This is a genomic window from Candidatus Tisiphia endosymbiont of Metellina segmentata, from assembly GCF_964030715.1.
Lineage (GTDB): Bacteria > Pseudomonadota > Alphaproteobacteria > Rickettsiales > Rickettsiaceae > Tisiphia.
The window spans coordinates 708,001-724,587 of sequence record NZ_OZ034919.1; the positions used below are offsets into that span (position 1 = coordinate 708,001).

Annotated in this window: 12 protein-coding genes and 3 pseudogenes; 10 read left to right on the forward strand and 5 right to left on the reverse strand. The window is 34.2% G+C overall.

Annotated features, from left to right (window positions below; translation table 11 throughout):
- Window position 1 precedes the first annotated feature (1 nt).
- The 6 genes from AAHM80_RS03770 to AAHM80_RS03795 all read left to right on the forward strand — a co-directional run bounded on the left by AAHM80_RS03770 (window position 2) and on the right by AAHM80_RS03795 (window position 8,695).
- A complete protein-coding gene (locus AAHM80_RS03770) occupies window positions 2-1,402 on the forward strand; it encodes a penicillin-binding protein activator (protein WP_342260325.1) in 1,401 nt (466 codons plus the stop codon).
- 274 nt (window positions 1,403-1,676) lie between these two features.
- A complete protein-coding gene (locus AAHM80_RS03775; RefSeq protein WP_342260326.1) occupies window positions 1,677-3,407 on the forward strand; it encodes an ABC transporter permease in 1,731 nt (576 codons plus the stop codon).
- 350 nt (window positions 3,408-3,757) lie between these two features.
- Complete coding sequence (mnmA, locus tag AAHM80_RS03780) at window positions 3,758-4,855, forward strand: tRNA 2-thiouridine(34) synthase MnmA (RefSeq protein WP_342260327.1); 1,098 nt, start codon at window positions 3,758-3,760, stop codon at window positions 4,853-4,855.
- Between the two features lie 286 nt (window positions 4,856-5,141).
- Entirely contained in the window at window positions 5,142-6,536 is a 1,395-nt protein-coding gene (locus AAHM80_RS03785; protein ID WP_342260328.1) for an amino acid permease, read from the forward strand.
- A 5-nt stretch (window positions 6,537-6,541) separates the two neighbouring features.
- Window positions 6,542-7,807, forward strand: coding sequence for a histidine--tRNA ligase (hisS, locus tag AAHM80_RS03790; protein ID WP_342260329.1), 1,266 nt, complete (start codon window positions 6,542-6,544; stop codon window positions 7,805-7,807).
- A gap of 6 nt (window positions 7,808-7,813) precedes the next feature.
- Window positions 7,814-8,695 (forward strand): MFS transporter, encoded by an 882-nt coding sequence (locus tag AAHM80_RS03795; protein ID WP_342260330.1) that lies wholly within the window; start codon window positions 7,814-7,816, stop codon window positions 8,693-8,695.
- Here AAHM80_RS03795 and AAHM80_RS03800 read toward each other — a convergent pair.
- The 3 genes and pseudogenes from AAHM80_RS03800 to AAHM80_RS03810 all read right to left on the reverse strand — a co-directional run.
- Window positions 8,640-8,843: pseudogene (locus tag AAHM80_RS03800) on the reverse strand (transposase); the annotation flags it as partial. The gene AAHM80_RS03795 and the pseudogene AAHM80_RS03800 sit on opposite strands and share 56 nt — an antisense overlap.
- A gap of 14 nt (window positions 8,844-8,857) precedes the next feature.
- Entirely contained in the window at window positions 8,858-9,418 is a 561-nt protein-coding gene (locus AAHM80_RS03805) for an IS630 family transposase (protein ID WP_342260331.1), read from the reverse strand.
- Window positions 9,412-9,912, reverse strand: coding sequence for a helix-turn-helix domain-containing protein (locus AAHM80_RS03810; RefSeq protein ID WP_342259545.1), 501 nt, complete (start codon window positions 9,910-9,912; stop codon window positions 9,412-9,414). Before AAHM80_RS03810 ends, AAHM80_RS03805 begins: the two co-directional genes overlap by 7 nt.
- A 554-nt stretch (window positions 9,913-10,466) precedes the next feature.
- Here AAHM80_RS03810 and AAHM80_RS03815 point away from each other — a divergent pair.
- Together AAHM80_RS03815 and AAHM80_RS03820 are read left to right on the forward strand one after the other, a co-directional pair.
- Window positions 10,467-10,967 carry a helix-turn-helix domain-containing protein gene (locus AAHM80_RS03815; RefSeq protein ID WP_342259385.1) on the forward strand — a complete coding sequence of 167 codons (501 nt, stop codon included), beginning with the start codon at window positions 10,467-10,469 and terminating at the stop codon, window positions 10,965-10,967.
- Window positions 10,961-11,521: an IS630 family transposase gene (locus AAHM80_RS03820; protein ID WP_342259546.1), complete on the forward strand. Its 561-nt coding sequence runs from the start codon at window positions 10,961-10,963 to the stop codon at window positions 11,519-11,521. The genes AAHM80_RS03815 and AAHM80_RS03820 overlap by 7 nt, the downstream gene beginning before the upstream one ends.
- A 13-nt stretch (window positions 11,522-11,534) precedes the next feature.
- Here the strand turns inward: AAHM80_RS03820 and tnpA are convergent.
- Together tnpA and AAHM80_RS03830 are read right to left on the reverse strand one after the other, a co-directional pair.
- Window positions 11,535-11,768, reverse strand: a pseudogene (tnpA, locus tag AAHM80_RS03825) (IS200/IS605 family transposase); the annotation flags it as partial.
- Between the two features lie 649 nt (window positions 11,769-12,417).
- A complete protein-coding gene (locus tag AAHM80_RS03830) occupies window positions 12,418-13,125 on the reverse strand; it encodes an HD domain-containing protein (protein WP_342260333.1) in 708 nt (235 codons plus the stop codon).
- Between the two features lie 190 nt (window positions 13,126-13,315).
- Here AAHM80_RS03830 and AAHM80_RS03835 point away from each other — a divergent pair, with 190 nt between their 5' ends.
- Window positions 13,316-14,047 carry an outer membrane beta-barrel protein gene (locus tag AAHM80_RS03835; protein WP_342260334.1) on the forward strand — a complete coding sequence of 244 codons (732 nt, stop codon included), beginning with the start codon at window positions 13,316-13,318 and terminating at the stop codon, window positions 14,045-14,047.
- Between the two features lie 405 nt (window positions 14,048-14,452).
- Window positions 14,453-16,009, forward strand: a pseudogene (locus AAHM80_RS03840) (methyltransferase regulatory domain-containing protein); the annotation flags it as partial.
- Window positions 16,010-16,587: the final 578 nt, after the last annotated feature.

The window sequence follows — 16,587 nt, forward strand, 5'->3', positions numbered from 1 at the left end:
TATGAGCAGTATAAAAGACTTCCTGCATAAGTCAAAGATAGTTGAAAGATTTTTAGGAGAAATGAAGTCAAGTCGAGCTGCGTACTCAAATGTACGTAAGGTACTAGGGCAAGTTCCAACGACAAAATCACCAGCTAGATTAGCCCTCCTGCATAAGTCAAAGATAGTTGAGGGATTTTTAGAAGAAACGAAGCCGAGTACCGCAGCGTACATAGACGTACGTGAGGAACGCAGGCAAATTCCGACGACAACATCACCAACTAGATTGACTTATGCACAAAAATTTTTAAAGGCTACCTTATCATTCATATGTCTTGTCTCTTTATTTTCTTGCCAATCTAATAAGGAGACTGTTGTTCCTAGGTCAAAAGAAGTTGCTCAGGAAACTCTAGAAGTGGCTATTTTAATGCCCCTAACAGGAGAACATTCTACATTAGGTAAGCAATACAACCAATTAATTAAAATGGGTCTAGAAGATGGCTTAAAAACTTATGTTCATGTTACTTCTTATGATGGTTCTAATGAAAAGCAGGTACTTGCTGCAATGGATAAAATACTACTACGTAAAACAAAAATTATTCTCGGACCATTATATTCAAATCTTACTTCTATAATTGCCAATAAAGCTAAAGCACATGATATTATTATCATTACCATGTCTAATAATCCTGTATTGGCAGACAAAAAACTTTTTGTATTTGGTCATGCTCCGTCAAAGCAGCTCACAAAAATAATTAATTACTTTGCCGATAATGATTATAAAAATTTCATTGCACTTTTACCTTCAGGCAGTCATGCACAAGCTATAAACCAACTTATCCAAAATATACTAATTCAAAAAAATTCTACCTTAGTGCGGAGTGAATTTTATGCTAATATACCGGAATCAATAGAAAAGGCGGTTTTAACTGTCTCAAATAGCGTTGATAATTTAAATGAAATGGAGGATACGGCAACTAAACCTGTAATTTATCTGTCAGATGATGGTAAAAATTTAGATTTGCTTTTTGATAGTATTCATAAGCATAATTTAGATAAAAAAGCAATTATAATAGGTGATAACAGAATTGATATTGATCGTTCTGAACCGGTAGATATTATCTACACTGGTTCATTGAATATTGTTAATAGTAATATAATAGAAAGGGCTAAGAATATAGGTATTAATCATTTGTCTTTCATGCATACTGTAGCTTATGATCTAGGAAGGATAACATCAAAATATATAGGTAGCAACTTTAGCGAAGAACGATTTTTAGCAGCTATTAATGGCAAAACTCCGTATACTGGTATATCAGGTAATGTCTACTTCATCGATTCAATAGCTCAAAGAGAGTATGATATAATTAAGAAAGAAGATGGCTTGTATAGTACCATGGCAAAAAGTGATAACAAATTCTGATTTAGATATAGTTAACTCAAAAATGTTTAATTCGATAATCAAGTTTTTTTCTGAAGGCTATACTGCTCGTAAATGAAGAGTTGGTAGACGAAGGTCAACTTCAAGAAGAGCTAGGAGTGTCAAAGTCGAGCAGCGGAGCGTACATTAGTACGTGAGCAGCGGAGATCTTTAGACACGACAACGCCAATTCTTGAAGTTCACCGAGTATACAATTCATGGCAGTGTATAGCAAGTAGGAATTATGTAGAAGCTACTTAAGTTAAGGTTAAATTCAATGAGATATTTTATAAAATATTCAAAAAAAACTCAGTCCAATTTTATCTTCAACTTGTTAACATTTTTGATAATCGCTAGCATCCTTATCTTTATTGCTTGGGGTTTAAAGCAGATGGCAGCACCAATAGCTGTATTAGAGCAACAACCAGTAACTCTAGAGTATAGTAATCTTTTGCAGTATTCTCTTAGAACGCTTTTGAGGATGCTAATTGCGGTAATTATCTCATTAATTTTTACTTTTATTTATGCCAGCCTAGCTGTTAAAAGCAAGAAATGTGAACAAATATTAATTCCGTTACTAGATATTCTTCAATCTCTTCCTATTCTTGGATATATTTCTTTTACAGTTACAGTTTTTTTAGCTCTTTTCCCGTCAAGTATTATGGGAGCTGAATGTGCAGCAATATTTGCCATTTTTACATCGCAAGTTTGGAACATGACATTTAGTTTTTATTATTCGCTTAAGAATATCCCTCAAGAATTGCATGATGCAGCATATATTTTTAGAATGTCAAAATGGAGGCAATTTTGGCAGGTCAGCGTTCCATATGCAGTGCCAGGATTAGTTTGGAATATTGTAGTATCAATATCTAGTGGGTGGTTTTTCGTAGTAGCTTCAGAGGTTATCACAGTTGGCAATACCCATATAACCTTGCCTGGAATAGGATCATATATTGCTTTAGCAATTACGCAGAAAAATCTTTATGCAATTAGCTCAGCAATTATGTCAATGTCACTGGTGATTATATTATATGATCAATTGCTACTTAGACCTCTAGTGGCATGGTCTGATAGATTTCGTTATGAAATGAACGCAGGTAACAATGTGCCGCACTCTTGGGCATTCAATTTATTTCAAAGAAGTTTGATTATTCATAAATTATTCTCCCCTATTGCTTATATTGCAAAATTTATACTTTATCTCCCCATACTTAATCGTTATAGCGAAATAAATTCAAGTTCGTCAAATAATTTTTCCAATAATCCTTCGTGGAGCGATTATTTATGGTATACTATGCTGGGCGGCATAGCATGTTTTTCAGCCTATTACATATATCATTTCTTGCATTACGATATTGGTGGGTCTGAGCTATTGAATGTATTTGTTTTAGCATCAATTACTATGTTACGTGTGGTAGTACTTATAATTCTTGCGGCAATTATATGGGTACCGATTGGTATATATGTTGGACTAAATCCTAGAGTAACAGCTATTGTACAACCACTAGCACAATTTTTTGCAGCTTTTCCAGCAAACTTATTATTTCCAATTGTCTTTATAATTATTACTCGTTACGATTTAAACCCTAATATTTGGCTTAGTCCTTTGATGATTATGGGAGCTCAATGGTATATATTATTTAATGTTATAGTAGGAGCATCAACTATTCCCAATGATCTTAAAGATGCCACAAAAATTTTCAGAGTTAGTGGTTGGAATTGGTGGTTCAAAGTAATGTTACCAGCAATTACCCCATATTTTATAACAGGAGCAATAACTGCATCAGGGGGGGCATGGAATGCTAGTATCGTGGCAGAAATTATTAATTTTGGTGATCAGAAAATAGCAGCAAGCGGTATTGGAAGTTATATAGCTGAAATGACAATAAAGGCTGATTTTAATAAAATAGTTTTAGGTATGGGCATTATGGCTCTATTTGTGGTATTGTTTAATCGTTTATTTTGGCAACCGTTAAATGAGTATTCTATTAAAAGATTTCAGCTATAATTCTATGAATCTAGAATATCCAAAAATTTCAAAAAAGCCTATTGCATTTAACTGTAAAGTTATTATAATGTAATGTTTCGTTTAGCTAACCTAAATTCGGGATAAGAATTAGTTAATTCTTATCCCGAATTGGCTTGTTATAAGGAAAAATGCATTCTTAAAGCGGTTTTACGAATGCATTTTAAGCCTTTCTAAAGCTAATAATTTTAATCTTTCAAAATCATGTTTTTAGCAAATTAATATTTAACAATCAGGTGAAGAACCGCTTCAAACCTGATTGTTTCTATATGTATCCCTGAATTCGATGTAACTTGTTACATTGAATTCAGGTTAGCTAGGCTAGCAATACAATGAATAATAGAATAAACAATCCATCTACGATAGTAGTTGCAATGTCTGGTGGGGTTGATAGCTCAGTAGTAGCTGCTATGCTCCATGAACAAGGCCATAAAGTCATTGGTATAACTTTACAATTATATGATCACGGTATAGCTACCAAGAAAAGAAATGCCTGTTGTGCTGGGCAGGACATTTACGATGCAAGAATGGTAGCAGATAAGTTAAACATTCCGCATTATATCTTAGACTATGAGTCTAAATTTAAAGAATCAGTAATTGATGACTTTGCTGATAGTTATATTAGAGGCGAAACCCCCCTGCCCTGCGTAAAATGTAATCAGTCAGTTAAATTTAAAGACTTATTAAAAGTAGCAAAAGATTTAGGGGCAGACTGTCTTGCTACCGGTCATTATGTGCGAAAAATCGAAGGTATCGATGGGGCAGAATTACATACTGGTATTGATATAACCAAGGATCAAAGCTATTTTTTGTTTGCAACTACCTTAGAACAACTAAATTATCTATCTTTTCCCTTGGGAGAATTAAGTAAAGAGCAAACAAGAAATATTGCTACTAGATTTAATTTAGGCGTCGCAGATAAGCCTGATAGCCAAGATATTTGTTTTGTGCCAGATGGGGATTATAGGAAGGTAATTAGTAAGATACGAACCAACGCTAATGAGAAAGGTAAAATAATTCATGTAGACGGCTTTGAACTTGGGACACATAATGGTATAATAAACTATACTGTAGGTCAACGTCGTGGGCTTGGAATAGCTTTTCATGAGCCACTTTATGTAGTAAGAATTGACCCTAATACAAAAATTGTATATGTTGGTCCAGATTCGGTATTAGATTCTACCGAATTTACTATTAAGGATGTTAATTGGCTAGGCAGAGAAATGCTTGCACAAGAGGAAATTGATGTGCAAGTTAAGATTCGCTCTACTCGTCCTGCTACCTTTGCCAAGATTAGTAAAATGAGTAATACAGAAATTAAAGTAAAATTAATCTCTGCAGAGAAAGCTGTAACTCCTGGTCAAGCTTGTGTCATATATGATAATGATCGAGTCCTTGGAGGAGGATGGATTACTAGAGAGATTGTATAGATCCAATTTCAAAAAAGTCTATTTTTATAAAATAAGTAATCTTAGCACTACAGTTGTAGTTACTCACAATGTTGTCCCTGCGAGGCTTTGCCCACGTGGATCACTAGTATGCCATTCCCGCGTAGGCGGGAATCTATAATATCTAATAGCCTTTGCAGGTTATTTTAGACCCCCTACCTACGCAGAGGTGACATCGTTTTTACTACTGATAGTCTAGTGATACGATACTACAACTGTAGTAATACACCCTTCTAGGGTTTTCTACTATTTAAAATCGGAGGAATTAATGAGTTTTTTAACGAGGAAAAGTTTTGAATCAATAAAAGAACTAGGTAAGACTAGTGGTCTTAGCAAAACCCTAGGAGCATTTGACTTAGTGCTACTAGGGCTTGGTGCTATAATAGGCACAGGTGTATTTGTAATGACTGGTATAGTCGCTGCCACATATTCTGGTCCTGCCGTCATGCTATCATATGCTATTGCCGGGATAACATGTATATTCGTTGCCCTTGCATATACAGAGCTTGCTACAATGTTACCTACTTCGGGTAGTGTATATACCTATGCTTACGTAGCTTTTGGGGAAATATTTGCTTGGTTAATTGGTAGCGTCATTGTACTAGAACTTGGTTTTGCTGCTGGTGCTGTTGCAGCCGGTTGGTCTGGATATGTTCAGGCAATATTGTCAGCAGGCGGAATATATTTACCTAAGACTTTAACTGCTGTACCCGCCAATGGTGGCATGATAAATTTACCAGCTTTTCTTATTGTAGTATTTATTTCTTTTATTTTATATTTAGGAACAAAAGATAGTAAAAGACTCAATGCTATATTAGTATTTATAAAAATGGCAGCTATCTTTGCTTTTATCATATATGCTACACCACATTTTAATGCTACAAATTGGCAGAATTTTTTACCTTTCGGCTTTAATAATATGCTAGTTGGTGCGTCTATCCTATTTATTGCTATGACAGGTTTTGGTACGATAGCCGCTACAGCTGAAGAATGTAAAAACCCCAACCGTGATTTAATGATCGGAATTATTGGGTCACTGGTAATTTCAACAATAGTATATGTTATAATAGCTGGGTTGGCTACTGGCATAGCATCTTTTGATCAACTTAATAATGATCAACCACTTGCTTATGCACTGAGCCTAAATAACAGTAATATTGGTTCTGCCATTGTTGCTACTGGTGCTGTCGCTGGTATGACCACAGTATTAATGATGAATATTTATGGTACGTCTCGTATCTTTTATGTAATTGCCCGAGATGGGTTACTACCTAAAAGTTTTGCCAAACTACATCCTAAATATGATAGTCCATATATTACTATCTTACTATTTTCTGCCCTTGCTGCTATATTAGGAGGATTTTGTCCAACTGCAATTCTTGTTCAGCTATCATCTATGGGAGCTTTAATAGATTATACGGCAGTTGCTATAATAGTTATGTTATTTAGAATAAAAATGCCGGGTGCAACAAGACCGTTTAAATGTCCTGCTGCATTTATCATTATACCATTTGTTTTAGTAGCTTGTCTATATTTACTAGTTATACAAATAGTTGATGGTGAGTTTAATTTAATGACTGCCGGGAAAGTGCTAATATACTGGTTTGTGGCAATGTTTGTCCTATATATTTTTAGGTCATTTTTCATAAAACGAGAGGTCTAATTTGTATGAGTGATAAATTACAATCTTTACGTGGTATGAAAGACCTACTACCTGAGGATTACCTAATTCACGATTACATAATAAACACAGCCAAACATATAGGCGGGCTTTATGGTTATCAAGCCATAAGTACACCTATAATTGAATATACTAAAGTCTTTGATCGTACACTTGGAGAGACTTCTGATGTAATAAGTAAGGAAATATATAGTTTTCTTGATAAAAGTGCTAATCATATCTCTCTTAGACCGGAGTTTACGGCTGGCATTATCAGGGCTTTTATATCTAATAATCTGCAACAAACATTACCTATTAAATTTTTTTCAAACGGTCCAGTGTTTCGTTACGACCGACCACAAGCTGGAAGACAAAGACAGTTCCATCAAATAAATTTTGAGTATATTGGTGGAGAAGGACCTAGCACCGATGCCGAAACGATTAAGCTTGCATTAGATATCCTTCAAGCTTTAGAAATAGATCAAAATACAACTTTAGAAATAAACTCACTGGGTTGTACTACAACTCGTGCTGTCTACCAACAAAAGTTGGTAGAATATTTCAATGATTATAAGTCAGAATTATCAGAAGATAGCCAAAAGCGGCTTATCAAGAATCCAATGCGTATATTAGATTCGAAAGATGAGCATGATAAAAAAATAGTTGCAAATAGTCCGCTAATGTCATGCTATTATAGTAGTGATGCTGCAAAATATTTTGACGATTTGCTAAAATACTTAGATTTACTCAATGTAAAATATATCATTAATCCAAGATTAGTAAGGGGACTTGACTATTATTGTCATACAGCTTTTGAGTTTACTACTAGCAACCTTGGTAGTCAGTTTGGTAGTCAGTCGACAGTTCTTGCTGGTGGTCGTTATGATGGGCTGAGCAAACTTATGGGAGGTCCTGAAGTAAAAGCCATTGGCTTTGCTGCTGGAATTGAACGCCTTAGCCTAATGAGAGAGTACCACATATCTAAACCAAGACCAGTATTTGTCTTTCCCATTAGCGACAATAATTTAGAATATTGCTTAATTTTAACAAATCAATTGCGTCAAAAAAATATTCCTGTTACCTTAGATACTAACGGCAAAATAGCTAAAAGAATGGTACGAGCTAATCTACAAAAGGCTAAATATGCTATTTTTGTTGGCGATAATGAACAAATGAGCAATAATTTAAAATTAAAAGATCTTGATAAACAACAAGAATATCTATTGCAATTTGAACAAATTATGGAATTATTAGTTAATGTAAACAAATTATAATTATATATGAGCAAATTTGTACGAGCAGATGGTAGGGTTATATATACTCAGACCACCCTAACTAAACAACAGAAAGAAGCTATTGGATTACTCTCAATTGGCACGTTCTTAGAATATTTTGACCTGATGCTTTATGTTCATATGGCTGTACTTCTTAATGAGCTTTTTTTTCCGAAATATGATCCTTTTACTACTTCCCTTATCACAGCATCTGCCTTTTGTTCTATCTATATTTTTCGTCCCATCGGTGCATTAATTTTTGGTTGGTTAGGTGATAATATAGGACGTAAATCCACTGTTATCATCACAACTTCTATGATGGCTATTTCTTGTATTACCATGGCTAATTTACCAACTTATGCTCAAATAGGTGTTACTGCTTCTTGGTTCGTTACTATATGTCGTATTGTTCAAAGCATGTCTTCCCTAGGGGAAACAATAGGAGCAGAACTCTATATTACTGAAATAACAAAACCTCCTATACAATATCCAGCTGTTTCATTAGTTACACTTTCTTGTAGTTTAGGGGGGATGGCGGCTTTAGCTATTGGCTGTTTGGTTACTGAAAATGGGTTTAATTGGCGTATTGCCTTTTGGATTGGGGCTGGCATTGCCTTAGTTGGGTCTATAGCTAGGACAACTCTTAGAGAGACTCCAGAATTTGTTGATGCTAAACGTCATTTAAAAAAAATTTTAGATATGACTTCAGATAAGATAAACATAGATAAAACAAATGTGCAAAATAATCCAATTTATAAAGAAAAAGTCAGAACGCCCTCGCAAAGCGAGGGGCTTGACGGTTATGAGCAGCCCAAAGGGCTGCCATTGTTAATTAAAATTCTCCTGATTCGTCAGAGCCTAAACTATCAAGTTGCTCTTGATTCTTAATGTAGTGTTTGATCTGATTCTCTTCAAATCCTACAGTTGAGACCGCATAACCTCTAGCCCACAACTTTTCTCCATTAAAATTACGTTTTCGTCCACCAAACTGCCTAGCAACGGCTATAGCACTTTTCCCCTTGATATAGCCTATTATACCAATTGCAATAATTAACACGGTGTATTTATCCAGTCTCTATACATAATTGATTTTACTAAATCTACATTATGAGCAAATTGATTCCAAGCGTAACAAGCCATAGTGACGATATCTTCATATACACCATAACATTGGTTAGACAAGAAATGATTTTTGATCCATTCCCAAACTTGTTCCATTGCATTAAGTTCCGGTGCATAGGACGGAAGCGGTATCAAAGTGATATTGCTTGGCACAGTTAGTTTTTTGGCTGTGTGCCAACCTGCATTATCCGTTAGTAAAGCTATATGTCGGTTGCCTTGAATACTGCGAGAAAGGTCTTCTAAGAATTTATTCATTGCCTGTGTATTTGCATATGGTAAAATTAATGCAAAAGCTTCTCCTGTATCATGGCAAGCAGCTCCATAAATATATGTTGAAATGAATTGCTGTTGCCGAACTTTACGGGGTCTAGTGCCACGCTTAGCCCATATACGAGTTAAGCTACCTTGTTGCCCAACTCGAGTTTCATCCTGAGACCATATATCAACTTTACATCTATCGATATTTTTTGGTAATAATTCTGTTAGCATGTCTGGGAAGTTTTTTTATATGTATTTTGAGTCTCTTGATTTGACTTTGGATGCATTGAACGAGAAGTAATCCAGCTAAAACCAAGGCGGTGCATAGTATTGTAGACTGTTTTTAAAGTACATTTAGCACCATATTCCTCAAGTAACATGATATGTAGCTCCTTTCCAGTTATATACCCACCAGTTTTACTTTCACTGAGCGTATTGATTTTATCAAAAAGAGTAGACTCTTGTATAGTGTTAATCTTCCTAGGGGCACCGCTTCTTTGTGATTCAAATAATCCTTCAAAACCATGATTCCTAAATCTTCTGAGCCATGATTGCACAGTTTTCCAGTGTGACTTCACTATTTCAGATATGGCTTTAAAAGATTTGCCTAATTGAAGGTAATACATCGCCAATAAACGTATACGATTTCGACCATGCGGCTCATGTTTCATCATTTTTATAAAATCATGACCATGAAAACCTTGCGGTAATATTAACCTAGCCATTTGAGTACCTTTATCAGTTAAAAACCCATTTTACACCACTGCGTTAATTATTGCAATTGGTATTAAACGCACTCTCAGTCCAAATATTTTTACACCTTAGTTCTTTTTTTAGTAAACCTAATATCGCAATCTCATAATACAGCCTATTAATTTTTCCTTTAGAGTGTTGTATAACCTTTAAATCTAATGATGAAATAAGCCCTTGAGTAATAACCCCGCAATCCGTTGGATAATACTCAGCCTTATAAGCATCATCATTTTGGTGTTTTATGATAAAGTTAATAGCTTCTAGAATTAAATTACTACTATTTGCTCTTAATCTTAAGTTGCCTAGTATTAAAAATATCTCTTTGCGATAGCCATGTACATAAAGGGAGCGTAAATGTTTATATTCTGATTCTCTGCGAGCTTGTTTAAATGACTGACGCGATAATTTACTTTGTTCTAATTTCTCTCTTCCACCAACTTCAGGATAAATCTTTTCCTTAATAATACCAATTGCAATAATTAACGCAGTGGTGTAAAATGGGTTTTTAACTGATAAAGGTACTCAAATGGCTAGGTTAATATTACCGCAAGGTTTTCATGGTCATGATTTTATAAAAATGATGAAACATGAGCCGCATGGTCGAAATCGTATACGTTTATTGGCGATGTATTACCTTCAATTAGGCAAATCTTTTAAAGCCATATCTGAAATAGTGAAGTCACACTGGAAAACTGTGCAATCATGGCTCAGAAGATTTAGGAATCATGGTTTTGAAGGATTATTTGAATCACAAAGAAGCGGTGCCCCTAGGAAGATTAACACTATACAAGAGTCTGCTCTTTTTGATAAAATCAATACGCTCAGTGAAAGTAAAACTGGTGGGTATATAACTGGAAAGGAGCTACATATCATGTTACTTGAGGAATATGGTGCTAAATGTACTTTAAAAACAGTCTACAATACTATGCACCGCCTTGGTTTTAGCTGGATTACTTCTCGTTCAATGCATCCAAAGTCAAATCAAGAGACTCAAAATACATATAAAAAAACTTCCCAGACATGCTAACAGAATTATTATCAAAAAATATCGATAGATGTAAAGTTGATATATGGTCTCAGGATGAAACTCGAGTTGGGCAACAAGGTAGCTTAACTCGTATATGGGCTAAGCGTGGCACTAGACCCCGTAAAGTTCGGCAACAGCAATTCATTTCAACATATATTTATGGAGCTGCTTGCCATGATACAGGAGAAGCTTTTGCATTAATTTTACCATATGCAAATACACAGGCAATGAATAAATTCTTAGAAGACCTTTCTCGCAGTATTCAAGGCAACCGACATATAGCTTTACTAACGGATAATGCAGGTTGGCACACAGCCAAAAAACTAACTGTGCCAAGCAATATCACTTTGATACCGCTTCCGCCCTATGCACCGGAACTTAATGCAATGGAACAAGTTTGGGCATGGATCAAAAATCATTTCTTGTCTAACCAATGTTATGGTGTATATGAAGATATCGTCACTATGGCTTGTTACGCTTGGAATCAATTTGCTCATAATGTAGATTTAGTAAAATCAATTATGTATAGAGACTGGATAAATACACCGTGTTAATTATTGCAATTGGTATTACTTCAGCTACAGAATATTTAGGAGGAATCTTGATGAGCATATGCACATGATCTTGTACCATATGCCCCTCTATGATCTTTCTCCCACGTTGAAAAGCTAACTCATGGAATACGTTCCCAAGATATTTTCTAACCTTCCCGTACAATTCTTTTTTACGACACTTTGGAATAAACACAATATGATATTTGCAATCCCATTTAGAATGATTTAAACTTTCGTATGTTGTCATATATTTTCTCCTTTGACCGTCAAGCCAAAGAAGTTATATATGATAACTTTTTATTTTATACTAAATCTAAAGGCCAAGCCTTGATGGTCTCACTAGTCAAACTAGTGGCTTACCTATCATTGAGTTAACCCTAATACATTACTTGCTTTGTTTTTAATGGATTGTACATGGCCCTTCTGCTTTTATTTTGCTTATGTTCATTGTGCTAGTATCCTTAAAGTTTCTTTTGGTTATAGTGCTGAGCAAGTTATTCATCAAAATTTTATCGTATCTATAATACAATTGTTGGGTATATGCCTACTAACATATTTAAGTTATATTATCTATCCTTTAAAAATTCTTAAAGTAATAGCCTCCATATTGTTTATTTTCGTATTATTTTGTCCATATTTATTGGATAATATTAAAACTCCTTTTGATTTACTTTTAATCCAATCATTTATTATGTTTTTTATTATTGGTCCTGTTCCAGCAGTATCAATTGTTTATAGGCATTTTCCTGTCTTTAAACGCTTTACTTCCGTTAGTTTCATATTTGCTTTATCACGAGCCTTAATGTATGTTATTACTTCTTTTGGGATTGTTTATTTGACAGAATATTTGGGAAACTGGGGGTTATTACTAATAATATTGCCAACAATCATAGGGTTTATAGTGGGTTTATATCATTTTGAGAAATTGGAGAAAGAAGCTGGGAATTATCCACAAAAGTCTGATATAGATTATGTTGGACGAACTGTGGTATAGATAAATTTTCATAACATAATGCAACTAAATTTTGTAGTATTGCTGGTATTTTTAAATGCATAGCAATAATTATGAATTCTTCCATAGTTTCCTTGATGATTTTCTTCATTTTCTCCGGCGATTTAACTCCTATAGTCTGTAAATTATGCTTTCTATCAAATAATTTAATCAATGCCACATCATATTTTTTTTGTCTATATAAGATTTCCATAATTTCCGCTGAGCTAATCTTGCCGTGGGGTTTGTTCCTACTTAAAGCTTCTACTTGACTAGCAACCTGCTCTCCAAAAATATAGGCAATCATTTTTTCGGTAAGTGTAGTGTCTTCGATGGTGTCGTGTAATATGCTGGTAACAATAATGTCAGTGCGGAAAAGATAATCAGAGATCATATAAGCCACCTCTATTGGATGAGAGTAATAAGGCTCGCCTGACTGCCGCATTTGGCTACCATGATATTTCTTGGCGTAATAAATAGCCTTTATAACCTCATCAATATCTATTGGCCTATTTACTTCCTCATTCATCTTACGTAATTTGTCCAGTAACCTAGTAGCATATTGACAAGGTGCATACTTTGAGTTGTCCCAATAATTAATATCTTCTTCCATAAGAACCATAATATTTTAAATCACTATACAAGTTAAACTAAAAATTAGAATATTACTAGGAATTTATTATATTTTTTTGAAAAAGATAAATATTTATACCAATTCCCAAAATCAACAATAAAAAATTTTTTATATTGACCTGCCTATAGATAATTATATAATCCACGCTTTCAATAAGTATAAAATACTAATGATAAAATTACAAAAAATATTATTTACAACTTATATATGTTTCTTAGTTTTTGTGAATGCTCAGGCAGATGAGATTACAGCTGATCAAAGATTTTTTTATATTGGTACTGAAGCTGGTATAGTAGAACCAGTAGTGAAAAAGTTCCGTCATAGTTCAGGTAGTGGTTTTACTTTAAAAAGGTCTAAGATGTATAGCGGTAAGATTGGTTACAGCTTCTATCCGCAAATGGCAATTGAGCTTTCGGTAACACACCAACCAAAATACCGACTACATTATGTTTTACCACAAAAAGAACTAGCTCCCTCTCTAATTATACCACAAACTCCAGGGAACACTAAGGTAATTTCCAATATATATATGATTAATTTAGTATATGATCTCGATAAAGTGCAGGAAATAACTCCTTTTGTTATATTAGGTGCTGGGGTGGCACGGGTAAAAGTTAACTCGGCTTCTTCTCGTTGGGATTTAATGAATGTAGAGTATTTTAGAATTAAAACAACTCGTAGTAATTGTTTTGCTTGGCAAGTGGGTCTTGGATTTTCTAAGGAGTTATCTAGCAATTTTAGCATTGATGCAGCAGTAAAATTACAAGCTGCTCATTCAATAAAGATTAACTATGCTACTCTGGATATGAAAACCCAGCAATTTATACCAGCCCCTCCTATTAAAAAGACCATAGGGGTTGGAGAATTTGGTATAGGGTTTACTTATAAGTTACCAATTTAATGCAAGAAGACTATTAGTGTATTGAATTTTTTAGTGTATACTAACCTGAATTCGATGTAACAAGTTACATCGAATTCAGTGTTATATATAGAAACAATCAGGTTTGAAGCGGCTGCCCACCTGATTGTTAAAATATAATACTCCATTCAATATGTGATTTTAATAATTAAAATCACATATTGAATGATGAAAAAAGTTAAAATGCACTCGTAGAACCGCTTCAAGAGTACATTTTTCCTTATAACAAAGCAAGTATCGATATAAGAATTAATAATTCTTATATCGATACTTGCGGTTATACTAGTAAAAATTTAAAGAATTGACAACAAAATACGGTGTTATCCTTGTTTTGTTTTACGTTATGGAGAATATATGACCACTAATTTAGAACTCACCTCAGCACCTCATAATACATACGATGAAGTGCCTTACGAAAGTTATCCGTACGCCTTAACCAATCCATATCACCTATGGACACTTGCTGTTTTATTTGGGATGAAACCAACAGCAATTGAAACTGCACGAATTCTAGAGCTAGGATGTGCTGCAGGCGGGAATTTAATACCTCATGCTGTTAATTATCCTAAAGCACATTTTGTTGGAGTTGATCTATCTAAAGTGCAAATAGATGAGGCTAATAAACATAAAGAAGGATTAGCTCTTAAAAATATAGAATTCCGACATTGTTCTATTACAGATATTGATGAATCATTTGGTAAATTTGATTACATAATTACTCATGGAGTAATCTCTTGGGTACCAAAATTTGTTCAGGATAAGATTTTTGAAGTAAGTAGTAAAAATTTATCAGAGAATGGAATCGCGTATATTAGTTATAATACACTACCTGGTTGGAATATGGTTCGTACCATAAGAGATATGATGCTTTATCACTCAAATACATTTAATAATATTCAAGATAAAATTGCTCAATCTAGATTGTTACTTGAATTTGTTAAGGATAGCTTGGAAACTTCCGACTCTCCTTATGCTCAAGTGTTAAAATCTGAAGCCAGTTTGCTTGCCAAACAAAATGACCATTATTTGCGTCATGACCATCTAGAAGAAGATAATGTACAATATTATTTTCATGAATTTATGGATGAGGCTAAAAAAAATAATCTACAATATCTGTCTGATTGTAGTATAGCTAGCATGTATTTAGGAAATATGCCGGCAAAAGTGGTGGAAAAATTACAAGCGATAAATGATATTGTTAGAACCGAACAATATATGGATTTCATTACCAATCGTCGATTTAGATCAACCTTACTTTGCCATAATAGTGTTAAATTAAATAGATCTATCAATAATGAGGATATTAATAAATTTAATATGACATTTAATATAGTACCAGAAAAGCCTCTTGTTGATATAGATCTTAATTCACTTGAAACAGAGAAGTTTTTTTATAATGGTAATAAGGATAGTAGTTTATCAACATCTTCTCCTTATATGAAAGCAATACTCTATACTTTCTCTGAGAATATCAATAACCCAATGAGTTTTGATAAAATTGCCGTGAGTAGCAATAAAAAATTACATGGAACAAAATTGAATGAAATAAAGGCTGAGTTCTTAGCTAATGCCATGAAATTAGTATTGCAAGGATATATTAATATAACGTTACAGGTAACTCGAAAAGAAGTAGATCTTAATAAACCTAAAGCATCAAAGCTGATCGCATATCAGGTAGCTCATACACCCAATATGTGGGTAACAAACCAAAGACATGAGGTGGTAGCTATTAACCTTTTTGAAAAATTTGCTCTGCAATATATGGACGGTAAGCATGATAATAAGCAAATAATTGAATCTGTCATGCAGCATGTTAATTCTGGTGAGATGACATTAAGCCGTGACGGTAAAAAAATAGATAATATTGATGAAGTCAGTAAAGAATTAGAAACATTCTTGCAACCTACACTAACTAGATTCGTGACTAATGCTCTGCTGATTTAAAGATAAGATATACTCAAGGAAAATGCATTCTTAAAGCGGCTAACGCGAATGCATTAGACTTCTTTCGAAACTCTACTTCTGCTGGTGATTTGGACAATGATGCGGCACTCGAATCCGTAACGGAATTAGAGTACGCTGCGGTTCGAGGTGAAGCGTCTCCTTCAAATCCCTCAGCACAAGCGAGTTTCGAAAGAGGTCTATTTTAAACCTTTCTAAAGCTAAAAACATGATTTTAAAAGATTAAAATCATGTTTTTAGCAAAATATTAATTTAACAATCAGATGCAGAGTCGTCTCAAATCTGATTGTTTCGATATGACAAGCTTCATGGATTGCCACGCTCACGTACGTTCGCTCGCTAATAGACATATGCGTCTATAAAACGTCTATTAGCGAGGAGACCGTAGGCAATCTATAATTTCACCGAATTTGGGATAAGAATTTGTCAATTCTTATCCCAAATTCGCGTAAATCATAGCAACATCCTCAAATGATTTGGAAAATTGGATTTGAAAATGAGAAGTGGGCATGCTAGGCGTATACTCGGTGAACTTCAAGAATTGGCGTCGTCGTTATCAA

What these genes read in the sequence shown, in the direction of transcription:
- AAHM80_RS03785 (WP_342260328.1), top strand. Translation starts at nt 5,142, where the DNA reads ATGAGTTTTTTAACGAGGAAAAGTTTTGAATCAATAAAAGAACTAGGT.
- AAHM80_RS03810 (WP_342259545.1), bottom strand. Translation starts at nt 9,912, where the DNA reads ATGGCTAGGTTAATATTACCGCAAGGTTTTCATGGTCATGATTTTATA.
- AAHM80_RS03770 (WP_342260325.1), top strand. Translation starts at nt 2, where the DNA reads ATGAGCAGTATAAAAGACTTCCTGCATAAGTCAAAGATAGTTGAAAGA.
- AAHM80_RS03820 (WP_342259546.1), top strand. Translation starts at nt 10,961, where the DNA reads ATGCTAACAGAATTATTATCAAAAAATATCGATAGATGTAAAGTTGAT.
- AAHM80_RS03795 (WP_342260330.1), top strand. Translation starts at nt 7,814, where the DNA reads ATGAGCAAATTTGTACGAGCAGATGGTAGGGTTATATATACTCAGACC.
- AAHM80_RS03830 (WP_342260333.1), bottom strand. Translation starts at nt 13,125, where the DNA reads ATGGAAGAAGATATTAATTATTGGGACAACTCAAAGTATGCACCTTGT.
- AAHM80_RS03815 (WP_342259385.1), top strand. Translation starts at nt 10,467, where the DNA reads ATGGCTAGGTTAATATTACCGCAAGGTTTTCATGGTCATGATTTTATA.
- AAHM80_RS03775 (WP_342260326.1), top strand. Translation starts at nt 1,677, where the DNA reads ATGAGATATTTTATAAAATATTCAAAAAAAACTCAGTCCAATTTTATC.
- AAHM80_RS03805 (WP_342260331.1), bottom strand. Translation starts at nt 9,418, where the DNA reads ATGCTAACAGAATTATTACCAAAAAATATCGATAGATGTAAAGTTGAT.
- mnmA (WP_342260327.1), top strand. Translation starts at nt 3,758, where the DNA reads ATGAATAATAGAATAAACAATCCATCTACGATAGTAGTTGCAATGTCT.
- AAHM80_RS03835 (WP_342260334.1), top strand. Translation starts at nt 13,316, where the DNA reads ATGATAAAATTACAAAAAATATTATTTACAACTTATATATGTTTCTTA.
- hisS (WP_342260329.1), top strand. Translation starts at nt 6,542, where the DNA reads ATGAGTGATAAATTACAATCTTTACGTGGTATGAAAGACCTACTACCT.